We start from the raw sequence: 14,978 nt of genomic DNA, 5'->3' as shown, positions 1-14,978 counted from the left end.
CCTTCAATAACTGACGTGGTAGTCCTTCGGGAATTTCTTGCCCCCGAAGGCCTTCTTCTGCGTCCAGTCCTGCGCCGCCGAGGTCCAATACGAATCGTCGGCTGGCAAGCCAAGCGCAAGGAAGCTCGATGCGGCGATATACATGCTGCCGTTGTTCGAGTACCAGTCGCCCAGTTCCGGCTGGTGTCCCGCAAAGCCAATGGTCAGGTAGCCTTCTTTCGTAAAATTGCTTGGCTCCGTCCAGATCGCCTTGTGCACGCCCGTCATCGCAGCGCGCACCTGGCCTTCCGGCAGGCTGGCCGGCAACTGCTTGCGCCAGGCGAGCAGCGCCAGCGGCTGGAAGGCGGCGGTACGGTAAGTCAGCGAGCGGCCGATCGGCGGGAAGGTGCCCTGCGGCGAAATGAAACGTTCCAGGTGTTCGCCATAGCGCTGCATGCGCTTTTGCGCCTGCGCCAGCAGGTCCGCCGGCTTGCCGTTCCAGAACGGCCCATTGGCCCGGGCGAGCACTTCGAGGATCTCCACGAGCATCGGATACATCACGAAGGAATTGTAGTAGTCGAAGTGGAAGGTTTCGCCATCCTTGATCCAGCCATCGCCCACATACCATTCATTGACCTTGCGGATCGCCACGTTCATGCGCATCGGGTCGTACTGCTCGCCGATGGAGAGCAGGAAGGCCTCATTCATGGCCGCGAACAGCATCCAGTTGATGTACGGCGGCTCGATGCGGCGCAGGCCCTTGATTTCATCGATGATGCGTTGTTTGGTGGCGGCGTCCAGCGGCTCCCACAGCGCTTTTGGCGCGCGCATCAGGGCATTGGTGAAGTAGGCGGAATCGACCAGGGTCTGCCCGTGCACTTTCCACGAAAGGTAATCCGGGGATTTCGGGTCGACGGAGTGCGTGTAGCTTTGCAGGGCTTGTTCGCGCAGGCGCTTGCGGGCGCGGCCTTCTGCGCTGTCGTCGTCGGGAAGCGCCAGCCAGGGCGCCATGCCGGCGATCAGGCGGCCGAAGCACTCCAGGTAGGCCACACCGGAATCGCGGCCGTCCCAGGTAGGGCTAAGTTCCAGGGCGAATTTCTTCTTCAGCTCCCCCTTTGACATACTGGCCAGCACCGGATCGGCCATCTTTTGCAGCAGCCCGGCCATGTACGCGCGATCGCCGCCCGGCGCCCCAGCAGCAGCCGCGCCAGCGCCAGCCGCAAGAGCCATCGCCGGAGCTGCGGCCGCTGCTCCCCCAGCCAGCAGGCCGCGCATGAAATTACGTCGTTCCATCCTGTGTCTCCTTCTATTTGCTTTTATCGATGTAGCGCACCATTTCGGCGGCCGCGAGCAAATATGCGCCGACGCCGAAGTGTGCGGTCGAATTCCTGTCCACCACCTGCCCCGGAATGGCGCGATCGCCGATCGGCTGCACATAGCCGATTTTGCCGTCCGGTTGCAGTGCCACGCTTGCCAGGTAGCCCCAGCCCTTCAGTGCGACCGGCGCGTATTCGGCGCGGTCCAGCAGGCCATTATTGATGCCCCACAAATAGCCGTAAGTGAAGAAGGCCGTGCCGCTGGTCTCGGGACCAGGAGCATGCTGCGGATCGAGCAGGCTGCGCGTCCAGTAGCCCTCCGCCTGCTGCGCCTTCTTCAGTGCCGCCGCCATGCCCTGGAACTTGCGCACGTATTCCTCGCGATGCGGCGCGTCCTTCGGCAGGTCGTGCAGCACTTTCGCCATCCCGGCAAACACCCAGCCATCGCCGCGCGCCCAGAAGTCCTTGCGTCCGTTGACGCTCTTGTGGGCCGGGTACACGTAGCGTGCGTCGCGGTAGTACAGCTTTTCATCCTGGTCGTACATGATGCTGTTCGAATACTGGAAATACTCGTGCAGCTTCTCCAGGTACTGCGGATTGCCCGTGATGTTGTACATCTTGGTCATCACCGGCATCACCATATACAGGCCATCCGCCCACCACCAGTAATCGTTGCGGACGGTAGACATCTGGTACTCCATCACCTCGCGGGCGCGGGCGATGCGTGCCGGGTCCTTGTCGAGCTGGTACAGGTCCGCGTAAGTCTGGAAGCAAATCTGCCAGTCGCCGAACAGCACGTGATCGTCGGTCTCGCCGTAGGTCAGCTTCCACTGTCCCTTGTCGGTCGATTTGGCGCCCTGCCACTGGTTATGCTGCGCCCAGTCCAGCGAGTACTTCAGGTAGGCCTGGTTGCCGGTGATGCGGTAAGCCTCCATATTGCCGGTGTGGTAGGCCGCCACATTCCAGAACGACCATTCCCTGGCCGGCGTGTTGGACTGCCAATAGGTGTTGACCTTGTCGATGATGCCGACAACTTCCTGCCGCTGCGGCGCCGTCGGTGTGGAAGCGCAGCCGCCCAGAGCGGCCGCAAAAAACAGAAAAACTGTGTGGATTAGCTTCATGTTTTCGATAGTCCATATTCGAAAAAAGCCGAAGACACTTGCGTGCCTTCGGCGAAGGAGACCGGGAGCGGGAGAGAGAGTAGACCGCCCCAGGTTTGTTACAGCTTGCCGCGCAGGCCGATCTTGATCGTCCGGCCGTCGTACTTCGCGTAGTCCATCCGGGTCTTCTTGCCGCTGCCGTACTGGCCGGTGGCATCCTCGAAATAATCGTACGACAAGGTGTTCGACAGGTTCAGCGCGTCGAGGCGCAGTTCCAGGTTGTCGTTGATCTTGTAGCTGATATTGCCATCGAGGTAGCCGCGTGCCGCGCGCCAGCGGATCAGGTCATCGCCGTTATTCTTCGGATTGTCGCCGTGCAGGCTGCGTCCCTTGTAGTTGTAAGAGAAGCGAATCGCCAGCGGACCGTTTTCGTAATAGGCGGTGGTGCTGTAGGCATATTTCGGCACCGAGTTGACCTCGATCTCCCTGCCCGCATTGGTGATCCACTTTGCGCTGTTGAACGGATCGATGTGGGTGTAGCTGGCCAGCATGCCGAAGCCCTTGTAAGGCGCAGGCAGGAAATCGAAGTCCTGCTGGTACGACAGCTCGTAGCCCTTCAGCACCTGGCGTCCGGCGTTGCTGTACGTACGCAGCGTCATCGGCAGGTTCGGGTCCACGCGGCCATCCGGTCCGTAGAAGATCGCGCCCATCGCGGTATCCGGCAGGCCCAAAGCGCCGAAGGTGGTCTGGGTCGTGCTGGACACGGTGGCATCGGTCAGCACCTTGCGGAAGTATGCCGCCGACAGCAGGCTGCCCTTGCGGAAGTACCATTCCAGGCTGGTGTCCATGTTCTTCGACTGCTGCGGACGCAGGTTCGGATTGCCCGCTGTGGCCGAGTTGTCGAACGGGTTCGGCACCACGGTCTGCGCTGCGATGATCGACAGCGAAGCACGGGAAATGGTCTTGCCGAAGGAGGCGCGCCACATCAGGTCTTCGGTAACGTCGAAGGCCCCGCTGATGGCCGGCAGCAGGTTATGGTAAGAGCCGCTTTCCTGGTTAGGCTGGTAGGTGCCGCCGGCGCCGGTCTTCTTGAAGTTGTCGATATCCAGCTCGGTGCGCGAATAGCGCACACCCGCGTTGATCCGCAGGCCGTGGCCCAGCACTTCGCCCTTGAAGTCCGACTGCACGAAACCGGAGGTCACTTTCTCGGTCGCGGTAAAGCTCTGTGCCGGGGTAAAGGTCGCCTCGGTGTTGTACGCCAGCGGATCGAAAGTCGAGTAGGTGTAATCGCGGGTGAAGGTTCCGAACTGGTGCGGCCAGCCGGCGCTCATGTCCAGGTTGCTGATCGGCAGGTCGAACACCATGCCCTGCCGCATGCCGGTGTTGCCCAGGCTATTCAGCTTGGCCGTCATATCTGACGTGGCATTGCGCTTGTGGACGCCCTTCTCGGTTTCCACGTACACCAGGCCCGTTTTCAGGTGGCCGGTCCAATCGCCCCACAGGTTGTAGTCCCAGTCCGCGATCACGCGGCCCTGGCGGCCACGGTCGGTCTCGCGCGTCAGGCCGGTGCCGATGCCGAAGCCGGCATAATTGGCCGGGTTCAGGTAATCGCTGGTCGACGAAAGCGACGGATAAACGTGGTCGCTGCCATAGTCGATGGTGGAGGTGATGCCGAAAATCTGGCCGGACAGCGTGTCCTGGTAGCTTTGCGCCTTGCTGCTGTTGACGCTCAGCTGACCGGTCAGCGACAGCCTGTCGTTGGCTTTCCAGTTCGCGTTCAGCGACGCGTAGCTGAACTTCGTCTCGTCTTCGGTGTAGGTGACGCCGCTGCTGTACGAGGTATTGCCGAAGGTGCCGGTCAACAGGTTCGAACCCGGATCGATGTGGACGTTGATCGGCACCAGGCCATTGTGGCCGGCCGTGCCCGGAGGCGCGCTAGGGTTGGTGGTCTTGCTGTTGCGGATCAGGATGCCGTAATACAGCTCGTCGCGCGAGTTTTTCAGCTTGGAGTACATGGTATCCAGGCTGACGTTCAGCGTGCTGTCTTTGTACTGCAGCGAAGAGACCAGGCCATCGCGGCTGCGGTCATTGGACGAGCCGTAGAAGCGGTAGATACGCGGCAGCAGCGCATTGTCCACCTGGTCGCGCGTGTAGCCCGACAGGTTGGCGCGCGGATCGTCGTAATCGAGCTGCATCGCGAAGTTGCCCTGCACCGGCGTCTTGCTGCCGCGCGCCGAGCTGTTATAGCCGCCGGTCGCCTCGAAGCCGGAACGATTGTTCATCGCCTTCGAATGCGCAGCGCCGACCAGGAAGCCCCAGTTGCCCCAGGTCTTGGAGAACAGGCCGAATGCCGCCGGATCGGTCTTCTCGGACATGGTGTTGTACGCACCCGTTACCGAATAGCGCACCGCGCCTTTGGGATTATCGAACGGGCGCGGGGACTGCAGGTCCACCACGCCGCCCATGCCCCCTTCCGGCAGTTCGGACAGCGGCGACTTGTAGAAGTCCACGCGGCCGAACAGTTCGGAAGCAAACACGTCGTAGTTGAAGCCGCGCGCTGCGTTGCCGATGGAACCGGTACTGGTGGTGTTCACCGGAGCCCCATTCAGCGTGGTGACCGAATACTCCGTCGGCAAGCCGCGAATCGAAATGCGCTGCCCTTCGGCCGAACTTTCATCGCGGTTCAGGATAATGCCCGGCACGCGCTGCAGCGATTCCGCCACGTTCGACTCCGGGAACTTGCCGATGTCTTCCGCCACGATGGAATCGCGCACGCCGATTGCCTGGGCTTTCAGGTTCAGGGCCTTCTGCAGGCTGGAACGGAAGCCCGTCACCACCACAGTGTTGGCCGCATCCACGTTTGCCGCAACGTCGCCCGAAGCAGCAGCTGCCGCGGGTGCGGCCGGTGCTGCCGGAGCTTCTGCCGCCTCCTGCGCCATGGCCCCAGTGCCATATGCTGTTGCCAATGCCAGGGGCACCAGCGTTGCAAGAACTTTCTTCCTCATTTCTTATGTCTCCCTTGTTAACTTCTTTTTTAACGAACCTGCTTTGACACCTCCCAGTCCAGCACACGCACCGGTTCTGCCGGCCGCTGCGCAACGCCCTCCCCGTCCACTTGCGACGCCTTCTGAACGAACAGGCTCAGGATGCCGCGCGATTTCCACAACTCGCTGTCGAACGTCGGCTCCCATTCGCCGACCGAAGTTTCGGACAAGTCGTGCACAGACCACTGGAAAGACTGGAAATCCTCGATGACTGCGACCGACACCTTGCTGCCGCGCTCTTCGTCGCGAAATACCACCAGGCCGCCTTTATCGGCCAGCAGCAACTGCGGCCGTGCCATCGGAATACGTTTGGTGCCGCCGCCTGACAGGCTGAAAGCCGTCTTGTGCAGCGGTAGGGTGCGCGCTTCCCAGCGCTGCCCCGTATTGAATACCACGCGGTACTGGGGAATCGCGCTGCCGGCATCCCGCCAATATGTCGCGATATAAGGACGGCCTTCCGCATCGGCGGCCATCGAAGTCTGGTTGATCAGCTCACTGCCCTGCGGGATGCGCAAGGCATATTCCGCGCTGGCCGCAGTAATGGGAAGCCTGTATGGCGTCCCGTCCGAATGTTCCCAGCTCTTGCCGCCGTCGCGCGAGCGGGCATAGGCCAGGTCATGGTTGCTCGCCACGTCCGGCGACTCGCGCCACACCCAGGACAGGTGCAGCACGCCGCGGCCGTCGGCGTGCGCCTGCCAGTACGCGTTGCGCCGGCCCTCGCCGTCGATCAGCTTGTCCTGCAGGCGTTCCCACTTCGCGCTGGCGTGGCGATAGCGGTTCATCACCAGGTTGCCGCGTCCCGACGCGCCATCGCGGTACAGGAACAGCAGGTCGCCATCGGGCAGGCGATAGAACTCTGGATAGCTCACGGCCTGTTCGTCGCGCCCCACCATTGCCAACGGGTCGCCCAGTTCCAGTCCACCCGGCGCCTTGCTGCGGGCATAGCGCAAGGGATTGTCGTGGTGGTCCCAGGCCACGTGCAGGTAGCCCGCCCCGTCAACCATGATGCTGATGCCGTTGTGCGCGTCCTCGGCCTTGCCCCGGAATGGGCTGCGCTGGACCGTCCAGTCGCTGCTGTCCACACGCCGCCTGGCCAGCACCACGTAGCGCTCGGCGTCGTAATAGGCGGCGTACTGCATGCCATCATGCGTAACGAGGGAATTCTTGCGGAATACGGTCACGTTGACCGAATTATTGGCCCATCCGGGACCAATGGTGGATTGCTTGATGTCGATTGCTTGCGCGGCCGGAATGCACAGCGCGGCCAGCATCGCCGCAGCTATTGCCTTCCATTTCCTCGCGAATGATTTCATGGTCGAGTTGCAATCGTTAAATAAGCCGAAATCATTCTATGCAATTAGAAATATGAAACCTATATATTCTTTCGAAGTTTCTAGATCAAAAGCATATAGCTCATTTCAGTACTTATAGCCGGGCGCGCTGAAAAGTCCAGGAGGGGTAGCATTCTGGAATGGCTAAGGACGGCAAACAGCAGCTCGACCATGCGGTCGACGATCTTGAACATGAGGTGCCGAGCAAGGCGAAGCGCTTCATCGAATGGGCGCGCTCGGACCGTGCACGCTGGGTGCGGATTCCCCTCGCCCTGGCGTTGATCGCAGTCGGAATACTTGCGCCGTATATGCCGGTGGTTGGTGTGGAAGACGTGCCAATCGGCTTGCTGCTGCTGTCCTACGACATTCCCTTCCTGCGCAAGCCGATGGCGGCCCTCATCGAGTGGCTGATCGGCCTGTGGCGGCGGCTACGGGGCAAGTCAGCTCAGCGCCGGTCCTGATATGCGGCAGCCATGCGCTCGGCGGTCTGCTTGATTTCTTCCCGCAGGTCGGCCGGTTCGAACACCACCACGCCATCGCCAAAACCCAGCAGCCACCAGGTCAGTGCGCGGGTTCGCGGTACAGTGGCGATCAGGCGCAAATGGTCTGCCGATTCGCTGTACAGCACCTGATCCTTGCTCAAAGGTGTTTCAGCCAGGTGTTCGCCGGCCGCGCGAGCGAACACCGCTTGCAGGCGGATCTCGCCGCCGTTCGCAATGCCGAACTGTCCTTCGGCAATGAAGGCATCGATATCGAAGCCGGCTTTGCGGCGCGCCGGCAGGAACAGCATTTCCGCCTGCTTCACACGATGCAGCGCAATCGTGCGCGCATCCTCATAATCGGAAAACATGCAGACCAGGTAGACCGTGCCGGCCTTCTGCACGATGGCCAGGGGATGCACCGATTCGTAGACAGTCGGCGCGCTGCCATCGCGCTTCTGGTAATGCAGCTTGAGCTGTCGATCCTTCATCAGCGCATCGTAGACCGTGCGCTGGCATTGCTCGTCCACTTCCGCCGGCAGCAAAGGCTGCGCCGACGGAATGCTGCGCACCTTGCCAAGCCATGCCTTGGTTTGCGTGCTTTCATCAATTGCCGCCAGCGTCTGGGCCGCTGCGGAAAAGTGCGGCTGCAGCGCATCCAGTGTCGAAGGCGGAAGCTGCCGGTGCAGGTACTGCTCCACCATCGTCAGCGTCAGCGCTTCCGGCACCGACATCCCGGGCAGGCTGAAAATTGCGCCATCGCGCCGCCAGCTCCATTTGAATGGCTTGGCCGATTCATCGACCATCAGCGGAAACACCGATTCCAGCGCCTTCAGGTCACGTTCGACCGTGCGCTTGTCGATCGGGTACTCCGCCTGCGCCAAGCGTTCGGTAATCTCTGCGGCCGTAATGCTCAATGGTGCGCGCGGCACCAGCCGCAGCATATTCCATTGCCGGAACATGGAGTCCTTGGAAGCCATCCGATGAATGCTCAGTTATCAAGAATTTCATTGTAGCAATTATTTAAGCCGCGCGCCCCGCATGCCGCTTGGCGTCACGACGATCTCCCACACATCCAGCTCCTCCAGCCGCCCGGCCAGTGCGCAGGCGCGCCGGTAGCCAAGCCGGAACCGGACTTGCAAGCGCGATACCGGACAGGCCAGCAAGCCGCCGCGCGCCGCCTCCAGCGCACGCACAAAATCGATGGCCCCTGCGATCTCGTTCATCGTGAATTTCCCGTCTCCCAAACTGCGCTCCCTCTATTCAATGAAGATGCCACAGTATCGGGCGCGCTTCCGACAGCCCATGTCGCAGACGCTGCGACACAATCTGTCGCAGCGTCTGCGAAAATAGGCGCAAGGAGGAAAACATGAAGCTAGTCGTTGCCATTTCATCGCGCGCCCTGTTCCAGCTGGACGAGAGCCATGCCATCTTCGAATCCCAGGGCGTGGCGGCGTATTGCGCCCACCAGCGCGAAAACGAACATGTGGTGCTGGAGCCGGGCCCTGCCTTCAACTTGGTGCGCAAGCTGCTGGCCCTGAACAAGGGCGCGCCGGCATCGCCGCTGGTGGAGGTGGTGCTCCTGTCGCGCAACAGCGCCGACACCGGCATCCGCATTTTCAACTCCATCGAGCACTACCAGCTCGACATCAAGCGCGCCGCCTTCTGCTCCGGCGCCAGCACGCACCGTTATGTGGAAGCCTTCGGCGCGCAGCTATTCCTGTCCACCAACCCGGACGACGTGCGCGAATCGCTGGCCCAGGGCCACGCCGCGGCAACCATCCTGCCTTCGCACCGTGAAGACGACACCGGCCAGTTGCGCATTGCCTTCGATGGCGATGCAGTGCTGTTCTCCGACGACTCCGAGCGCATTTACAAGCAGCTTGGCCTTGACGCCTTTGCCCGTAATGAACGGGAAGCAGCGCACAACCCGATGCCGGGCGGCCCGTTCAAGAACTTCCTCGGGGCACTGCACGCGATCCAGGCGGCGCATGGCGCCGACGATGCGCCAATCCGCACTGCGCTGGTCACTGCCCGCTCGGCGCCGGCGCACGAACGCGTGATCCGCACCTTGCGTGCCTGGGACATCCGCATCGATGAAGCGCTGTTCCTCGGCGGGATGCCCAAGGGTGCGTTCCTCAAGGCCTTCGGCGCCGATATCTTCTTCGACGACCAGACCATGCACTGCGATTCAGCGCGGGAGTTCGTCCCAACCGGGCACGTCCCCTACGGCATCGCGAATGCCGCTGTCGCCGGGGAAAATTGACAGCACCTGCAGGAAGCTGGCTTCCGGTGCGGCGCTGAGCTCCAGCAGTTCGCCCGTCGCCGGGTGCCTGAACGACATGCCGACTGCCGCCAGCATCAGGCGGCCAAAGCCGAAGCGCTCGGCGAAATAGCGGTTATGGCGCCCCCGTCCATGATTGGCGTCGCCGATGATCGGATGGCTGATGTGCTTCATATGGCGCCGCAACTGGTGGCGACGGCCGGTTTCCGGGAACAGCTCGACCAGGCTGTAACGGCTGCTGCTGTAGCCTTCAATCGCGACCGGGATTTCCGTCGTCGCCAATCGGCGGAAGCGAGTCACTGCCTCGCGTATCGGCGCCTCCTCATCCTTGCAGCGGCGGTCCTCCGGCTCTTCCCGCAGCGGGTGGTCGATAAGGCCTTCTTCCGGCGCCCAGCCGCGCACCATGGCGAGGTAGCGCTTATGCACGTCGCCCGCCATGAGAGCCTTGCCGAGCACACTGGCCGTTTGCTGGTCGCGCGCAAAGACCAGCAAGCCGGAGGTCGGCCGGTCCAGGCGATGCACGGCGTAGACGTACTCCCCGCCATTCATCTCGCGCGCATACTGCAAGGCGAATTCGGTTTCATGCGGATCGATCGGGCTGCGATGCACCAGCAGGCCGGCCGGCTTGTGCACCGCCAGCAGCCATTGGTCGCGGTAGATTTCTGTGAGGGGATTCTGTTTCATTGCAGGCGGTATTCTCCCACAAGCACGGTCCTGCACAGGCTCGTTCTGAGTATTGTGCAGTTGGATATGCCGAAACCTTCGTTCACTTGGGTGATGGCTGCGGCGTAGACTGGGCTCCCCCCCCGTTATTCCGAGGAGCCTCAAATGCGCTACCCAGCCTTGAATGACTACCTGGATCGTCTTGCGACCGACGAGACGCCATCCAGCAGCCTGCGCCTAAGCGGCGACGACGAAGTACAGGGACATATCTTCAACTGCTGGCTGGGTAGCGTCTTCCACCCAATCCGCGAGCTCGGAAGCGGAAATGTAAGCGGCTATGCCGGCCGCGTACGAGCCGTCACGGACGAAGACCAGGGGCTGCCTTTGTGGACCTACCTCGATGGCGCAGCAAGCGACGACGAGTCCGTTGCCTTGGATCGCATGTGCCGCACGCTCCACGCGATCAATTTCTTCAGCAAGGAAACCGTCGACGGCCAGGCATTGCACCTGAATGTGCATGACCGCCTTCTCAGCGCCGTGAGCAGCAACCACGGCATGGCGTTCCGCCGCATCCTCGACTCCCTGGGCCTGCCGCTGGACCAGATCGTCCTGCAACTGCCCGCAGTGAATGCGCGGCAGAACTGGATGCTGAACTACGTCGCCGACAATTACCGCCGCAACGGCTTCCGTATATCAGTGAAAGTCGCCACCCCATCCCAGTTACCGGCCGTCCTCGGCCCAGCACGGGTCGACGCCATACGCATCGCCAGCCTGCACGGGGCGGGCGCCGCCGAACTGACGCAAGTCCTCGCACAGGTCGCATCGCTGAACGTGCAAGTGCTGGTCAAGGACGACACTCCCGCCCTGCGTGAAGCAGCCGCCCGCACCGGCGCACAGGTGCTGGTGCAGGACAACGCAAGGCGCGGGCCTGACCGCCTCGCCGCCTAGCTTATGGCAGCACCACAAAATTCCCCAGGAATGAACGCGCCGACGGGGTGTCGAGCCGATAAATCACATTGCTTTGCACGCAGGGCGTATCGCCAGTGATGGTGGTACCAGCCAGCATCTTCGATTCGGCCGTGCCGCTGCCAAAGAAGTTCGGACCGCCTGAATCGCCGTAGCAGGTGCCGCCATTGCCGACCGCATTGTTCTGCGACAGCCGCAACCAGCTATCGTTTAAGGTGCCGAAGCCCGACACCGACCATTCACGCGTATCCTGGTAGGCGATGGTCCAGCCGCCCTTACCGTCGAAAGTCCGTTCCTGGCCACCGTAGCCGACCGCCGTATAGCTGGTGTTGGCCAGCAGGCCGTTGGCTTTCAGGGTATCGAACAGGCCCAGGGTGGGCAACTGCGCAGGCGCCACGTCCGGAATCGGCCGGTCGAACACGATGACGGCAATATCGTGCGGATCATTCTGCTGCGCGCGGTATTCGGGATGAGCGTGATACTGCCCCATGTACATGAGCGCCGAATTCAGCACCTTGCTGTCGAACGTCACCTTCACCGTTGCCACGCCGGGATTGCAGTGCGCAGCCGTCAGCATGACGGTCGGGCTGATCATGGTGCCGGTACAGAACGCGTAAGCCGTACCCTTGCTGTCGTAATCGACCAGGGCCCCGACCTGCGGGTGCTTGCTGCCGTCGGCCTGGCCGTAGGTGATTGCCTGGGCATGGGCGGCGGCCAGCAGGGCCAGCGCTGCAAATGAACACTTCATCATAGTGCGTCATCTCCTTGGAAAGGCCCTCGTGAGGCCTGGTTATGGACGATATTGCATGCAAATCTTGCAATCCGACGCACCGGCGTGTCAATCCGAACACAGTACGCGCGTTAAGAAGACGTTAAAACGCTGTTTTCTTGCTACGCTCTTGGCCATGCTGCCAATCCTCCCCTACCGCAAACCCCAGTTAGGCCGTGACTACTGGGTGCAGGACGACTTCCTGCCCAACGCCGAAGAAATCGCTCAGCGCTGCTACACCCAGGAATACTGGGAACTGGGCGCGCCCTACGCCAACGAGCCCTGGCCCGGCAAGCGCACACCGAACGCGCTTACACCAGCCGAGATGGAGTACGTGGAAACGTGGGTGAAGAAGATGACCGGCGCCAAGCGCCTGTGGCAGGAAGCGACGCCCGAAGGCACGTCGTTGAACCACAACTACGCGCAGCTGGTTGGCATGCCCGATTCCGGCGCACGCCCGCACACCGACTCGACCAAGCTTTGCCGCTACGCCAGCGTGATCTACCTGACGCCGGACCCCGATCCCGATTGCGGAACCTCGTTCTACCGCCAGCGCCAGCCTAACGGCACGCTGGGCGGCAACCTGTGCATGCCGCCGCATGCCAACCTGCGCGAAGCCTTGAAGGTAAAGGGCCTGCCTCCGGAAGCATGGCAGGAGGACGTGCGCGTGGAGAATCGCTTCAATCGCATCCTGCTGTACAAGGCAAACCTGGTGCACTCCGCCACCGGATACTTTGGTTTCGACCACGCAGACAAGCGCCTGACGGCGGTCTTCTTCTGGATGGCCTGAGCCGATAGCCCCAACGCCTGGCGGTAACCCGCCAGCACTCCGGCCTGCAATGATCCAGGCTTAAGGGCCGGCAGCGTTCATGAGGTTTGTGCGCAGATTGACGATCGCCTTTTGCAGCACACGGAACTCCTCTGGCGACAGTCCGGCCGCCTTTGCCGTCGTCTCGCGATAGTCAAAGGCTTTCTCCCGCAGCTGGCGCCCAGCCTCGGTCAACGATACGCGCACACTGCGTTCGTCCTCGCTATCACGTTCCCGCGTTACGTAGCCCATCGCCTCGAGCCGCTTCAGCATCGGCGTCATCGTGCTTGGCTCGAGGAACAGCTTCTCGCTCAAGCCCTTGACAGTCTGCTTGTCCTCTTCCCACAGGCAGATGATGGTGACGTACTGCGGATAGGTCAGCCCAAGCTCCTCCAGCACGGGCTTGTACACGCGCGAATACGCCAGGTTGGTTGAATAAATGGCAAAGCACATGAAGTCGCCGAGCCTGGCCCTATTGCTCATTTGACACCCCGCTCAAATTAATTATCGAAATAATGATTATCGTACTTGAAAAGCTGCGCAGACCGGGATATAGTTATCTCGCAAATCATTATCTCGATAACTAATTTTGGAGCACGCAGATGAAAAAGCACATCGTCGCCGCCTTGTTCGCCCTGGCCAGCACGCAACTCTCCTTCCCCGCCGCAGCCCAGGCTCAGGCCGAAAAACCGGCTTTGGCTACCTTCGAGGCCATCAAGCAGATCGACGCCGGCCCGCTGAATGTTGGCTATGTGGATGAAGGCCCGGCCAATGGCCCGGTCGTGTTCCTCCTGCACGGCTGGCCTTATGACATCCACAGCTATGCCGAAGTGGTCCCGAGGCTGACCAAGGCAGGCTACCGCGTGATCATTCCGCACCTGCGCGGTTACGGCACGACGCGTTTCCGCGATCCGAATGCCGTACGCAATGGCGAACCTGCCGCGCTGGCCGCCGATACGGTGGCACTGATGGATGCACTGAAGATCGACAAAGCCATCCTGGCCGGCTACGACTGGGGCGCGCGTACCGCCGACATCGTCGCCGCGCTGTGGCCGCAGCGCGTGAAAGGACTGGTTTCGGTCAGCGGCTACCTGATCGGCAGCCAGGAAGCCGGCAAGAATCCCCTGCCCCCGAGCGCAGAACAGCAATGGTGGTACCAGTTTTATTTCGCCACGGAGCGCGGCCGCATCGGCTACGAAAAGAACCATCGCGACTTCGCCAAATTGATTTGGCAGACCGCATCACCGCAATGGCGCTTCGATGACAAGACGTTCGACCGCAGCGCCGCCGCTCTGGAAAATCCGGACCACGCCGCGATCACGGTCCACAACTACCGTTGGCGCCTCGGCTTGGCACAGGGCGAAGCGCAATACGAAGCAATGGAAGCGCGGCTGGCGACCTTCCCTGCCATCACCGTGCCGACCATCACCATGGAAGGCGACGCCAACGGCGCACCGCATCCCGATCCGGCGAGCTATGCGAAGCGCTTCACCGGCAAATACAAGCACCTGCTGATCTCGGGCGGCGTAGGCCACAACCTGCCGCAGGAAGCACCGCGCGCCTTCGCCGATGCCGTGATCGCAGTCGACCATTTCTGATTCCCCCCAACCAACCGAAAGGAACACACACCATGAACAAGATTGAGAACGTTCTCTACACCGGCAAGACCCGCACCACCGGCGGCCGCGATGGCGCCGCACGCAGCAACGATGGCCGCCTCGACATCAAACTTTCGCCACCAGGCTCCAACGGCCCGGGCACCAATCCGGAACAGCTCTTCGCGGCCGGCTGGTCGGCCTGCTTCATCGGCGCCATGGGACGCGCGGCCAAGGACAAACGCGTGCTGCTGCCAGCCGATACGGCTGTCGACGCTGATGTCGACCTGGGTACCAATGAGGGCGGCTTCCAGCTGCAGGCACGCCTCAATGTGAGCTTGCCTGGCCTGGCGCGCGAAGTCGCGCAAGAGCTGGTTGAGACTGCGCACCAGATTTGCCCGTACTCGAAAATGTCGCGCGGGAATATCGATGTGGCCATCAACCTGGTATAAATCGATAAGAATGAAAAGGCCGCCCATCAAGGCGGCCTTTCTCCAGATGCGCACTATCTATGCATTGACGTCACCCCGCCCTAACGGACGGGGATTCCTGCTTCCAGCGTCACACGTCCGCGACGGCATACGGCATTGATCACACCAGAGTGCAGTTCCAATGCTTTGCTGCTGCCGGTAGTCAGCTTGAAC

At 61.7% G+C, this 14,978-nt stretch carries 15 protein-coding genes; 6 read left to right on the top strand and 9 right to left on the bottom strand.

What is annotated here, in order from left to right; all coding sequences use genetic code 11:
• Nucleotides 1–3: 3 nt before the first annotated feature.
• The 4 genes from ACN9M3_RS08915 to ACN9M3_RS08900 form a co-directional block, all read right to left on the bottom strand.
• A complete protein-coding gene (locus tag ACN9M3_RS08915; RefSeq protein ID WP_426321882.1) occupies nucleotides 4–1,272 on the bottom strand; it encodes a DUF2264 domain-containing protein in 1,269 nt (422 codons plus the stop codon).
• 13 nt (nucleotides 1,273–1,285) lie between these two features.
• Nucleotides 1,286–2,416 (bottom strand): glycoside hydrolase family 88 protein, encoded by a 1,131-nt coding sequence (locus ACN9M3_RS08910; RefSeq protein ID WP_426321880.1) that lies wholly within the window; start codon nucleotides 2,414–2,416, stop codon nucleotides 1,286–1,288.
• A 98-nt stretch (nucleotides 2,417–2,514) separates the two neighbouring features.
• The gene (locus ACN9M3_RS08905) at nucleotides 2,515–5,400 is read right to left on the bottom strand and encodes a TonB-dependent receptor (RefSeq protein WP_426169988.1); all 2,886 of its coding nucleotides are present in this window, start codon (nucleotides 5,398–5,400) and stop codon (nucleotides 2,515–2,517) included.
• Nucleotides 5,401–5,429: 29 nt separating this feature from the next.
• Complete coding sequence (locus tag ACN9M3_RS08900) at nucleotides 5,430–6,752, bottom strand: BNR repeat-containing protein (protein ID WP_426321877.1); 1,323 nt, start codon at nucleotides 6,750–6,752, stop codon at nucleotides 5,430–5,432.
• 158 nt (nucleotides 6,753–6,910) lie between these two features.
• On the opposite strand from ACN9M3_RS08900, the gene ACN9M3_RS08895 reads away from it, so the two are divergent.
• Complete coding sequence (locus ACN9M3_RS08895; RefSeq protein WP_426321875.1) at nucleotides 6,911–7,231, top strand: hypothetical protein; 321 nt, start codon at nucleotides 6,911–6,913, stop codon at nucleotides 7,229–7,231.
• Here the strand turns inward: ACN9M3_RS08895 and ACN9M3_RS08890 are convergent.
• Nucleotides 7,216–8,229 carry a helix-turn-helix transcriptional regulator gene (locus ACN9M3_RS08890; protein ID WP_426321873.1) on the bottom strand — a complete coding sequence of 338 codons (1,014 nt, stop codon included), beginning with the start codon at nucleotides 8,227–8,229 and terminating at the stop codon, nucleotides 7,216–7,218. The two genes, ACN9M3_RS08895 and ACN9M3_RS08890, sit on opposite strands and share 16 nt — an antisense overlap.
• Nucleotides 8,230–8,268: 39 nt before the next feature.
• A complete protein-coding gene (locus ACN9M3_RS08885; RefSeq protein WP_426169977.1) occupies nucleotides 8,269–8,475 on the bottom strand; it encodes a hypothetical protein in 207 nt (68 codons plus the stop codon).
• 143 nt (nucleotides 8,476–8,618) lie between these two features.
• Here ACN9M3_RS08885 and ACN9M3_RS08880 point away from each other — a divergent pair, with 143 nt between their 5' ends.
• Complete coding sequence (locus ACN9M3_RS08880; protein WP_426169974.1) at nucleotides 8,619–9,515, top strand: 5'-nucleotidase; 897 nt, start codon at nucleotides 8,619–8,621, stop codon at nucleotides 9,513–9,515.
• Here the strand turns inward: ACN9M3_RS08880 and ACN9M3_RS08875 are convergent.
• A complete protein-coding gene (locus ACN9M3_RS08875; protein ID WP_426321870.1) occupies nucleotides 9,441–10,217 on the bottom strand; it encodes a pseudouridine synthase in 777 nt (258 codons plus the stop codon). The genes ACN9M3_RS08880 and ACN9M3_RS08875 overlap by 75 nt on opposite strands.
• A gap of 144 nt (nucleotides 10,218–10,361) precedes the next feature.
• On the opposite strand from ACN9M3_RS08875, the gene ACN9M3_RS08870 reads away from it, so the two are divergent.
• Nucleotides 10,362–11,144, top strand: a complete 783-nt coding sequence (locus ACN9M3_RS08870) for an EAL domain-containing protein (protein WP_426321868.1) — start codon at nucleotides 10,362–10,364, stop codon at nucleotides 11,142–11,144.
• Nucleotide 11,145: 1 nt separating this feature from the next.
• Here ACN9M3_RS08870 and ACN9M3_RS08865 read toward each other — a convergent pair whose 3' ends face one another.
• Nucleotides 11,146–11,913: a S1 family peptidase gene (locus tag ACN9M3_RS08865; RefSeq protein WP_426321866.1), complete on the bottom strand. Its 768-nt coding sequence runs from the start codon at nucleotides 11,911–11,913 to the stop codon at nucleotides 11,146–11,148.
• A 154-nt stretch (nucleotides 11,914–12,067) separates the two neighbouring features.
• Between ACN9M3_RS08865 and ACN9M3_RS08860 the strand changes: the two genes are divergently transcribed.
• The gene (locus tag ACN9M3_RS08860) at nucleotides 12,068–12,721 is read left to right on the top strand and encodes a DUF6445 family protein (protein ID WP_426169964.1); all 654 of its coding nucleotides are present in this window, start codon (nucleotides 12,068–12,070) and stop codon (nucleotides 12,719–12,721) included.
• Nucleotides 12,722–12,781: 60 nt separating this feature from the next.
• On the opposite strand, the gene ACN9M3_RS08855 is transcribed toward ACN9M3_RS08860, so the two are convergent.
• Nucleotides 12,782–13,222: a MarR family winged helix-turn-helix transcriptional regulator gene (locus tag ACN9M3_RS08855; RefSeq protein WP_426169962.1), complete on the bottom strand. Its 441-nt coding sequence runs from the start codon at nucleotides 13,220–13,222 to the stop codon at nucleotides 12,782–12,784.
• A 119-nt stretch (nucleotides 13,223–13,341) separates the two neighbouring features.
• Here ACN9M3_RS08855 and ACN9M3_RS08850 point away from each other — a divergent pair, with 119 nt between their 5' ends.
• Both ACN9M3_RS08850 and ACN9M3_RS08845 read left to right on the top strand, forming a co-directional pair.
• Entirely contained in the window at nucleotides 13,342–14,337 is a 996-nt protein-coding gene (locus ACN9M3_RS08850; protein ID WP_426321863.1) for an alpha/beta fold hydrolase, read from the top strand.
• A gap of 32 nt (nucleotides 14,338–14,369) precedes the next feature.
• Nucleotides 14,370–14,786, top strand: a complete 417-nt coding sequence (locus ACN9M3_RS08845) for an organic hydroperoxide resistance protein (RefSeq protein WP_426321861.1) — start codon at nucleotides 14,370–14,372, stop codon at nucleotides 14,784–14,786.
• Nucleotides 14,787–14,978 lie beyond the last annotated feature (192 nt).

This window comes from Pseudoduganella sp. R-43 (genome assembly GCF_049913255.1).
GTDB lineage: Bacteria > Pseudomonadota > Gammaproteobacteria > Burkholderiales > Burkholderiaceae_D > Rugamonas.
This window is presented reverse-complemented; position numbering and strand designations above follow the sequence as displayed.

What these genes read in the sequence shown, in the direction of transcription:
- ACN9M3_RS08915 (WP_426321882.1), bottom strand. Translation starts at nt 1,272, where the DNA reads ATGGAACGACGTAATTTCATGCGCGGCCTGCTGGCTGGGGGAGCAGCG.
- ACN9M3_RS08880 (WP_426169974.1), top strand. Translation starts at nt 8,619, where the DNA reads ATGAAGCTAGTCGTTGCCATTTCATCGCGCGCCCTGTTCCAGCTGGAC.
- ACN9M3_RS08890 (WP_426321873.1), bottom strand. Translation starts at nt 8,229, where the DNA reads ATGGCTTCCAAGGACTCCATGTTCCGGCAATGGAATATGCTGCGGCTG.
- ACN9M3_RS08865 (WP_426321866.1), bottom strand. Translation starts at nt 11,913, where the DNA reads ATGATGAAGTGTTCATTTGCAGCGCTGGCCCTGCTGGCCGCCGCCCAT.
- ACN9M3_RS08905 (WP_426169988.1), bottom strand. Translation starts at nt 5,400, where the DNA reads ATGAGGAAGAAAGTTCTTGCAACGCTGGTGCCCCTGGCATTGGCAACA.
- ACN9M3_RS08870 (WP_426321868.1), top strand. Translation starts at nt 10,362, where the DNA reads ATGCGCTACCCAGCCTTGAATGACTACCTGGATCGTCTTGCGACCGAC.
- ACN9M3_RS08900 (WP_426321877.1), bottom strand. Translation starts at nt 6,752, where the DNA reads ATGAAATCATTCGCGAGGAAATGGAAGGCAATAGCTGCGGCGATGCTG.
- ACN9M3_RS08855 (WP_426169962.1), bottom strand. Translation starts at nt 13,222, where the DNA reads ATGAGCAATAGGGCCAGGCTCGGCGACTTCATGTGCTTTGCCATTTAT.
- ACN9M3_RS08845 (WP_426321861.1), top strand. Translation starts at nt 14,370, where the DNA reads ATGAACAAGATTGAGAACGTTCTCTACACCGGCAAGACCCGCACCACC.
- ACN9M3_RS08910 (WP_426321880.1), bottom strand. Translation starts at nt 2,416, where the DNA reads ATGAAGCTAATCCACACAGTTTTTCTGTTTTTTGCGGCCGCTCTGGGC.
- ACN9M3_RS08895 (WP_426321875.1), top strand. Translation starts at nt 6,911, where the DNA reads ATGGCTAAGGACGGCAAACAGCAGCTCGACCATGCGGTCGACGATCTT.
- ACN9M3_RS08850 (WP_426321863.1), top strand. Translation starts at nt 13,342, where the DNA reads ATGAAAAAGCACATCGTCGCCGCCTTGTTCGCCCTGGCCAGCACGCAA.
- ACN9M3_RS08885 (WP_426169977.1), bottom strand. Translation starts at nt 8,475, where the DNA reads ATGAACGAGATCGCAGGGGCCATCGATTTTGTGCGTGCGCTGGAGGCG.
- ACN9M3_RS08875 (WP_426321870.1), bottom strand. Translation starts at nt 10,217, where the DNA reads ATGAAACAGAATCCCCTCACAGAAATCTACCGCGACCAATGGCTGCTG.
- ACN9M3_RS08860 (WP_426169964.1), top strand. Translation starts at nt 12,068, where the DNA reads ATGCTGCCAATCCTCCCCTACCGCAAACCCCAGTTAGGCCGTGACTAC.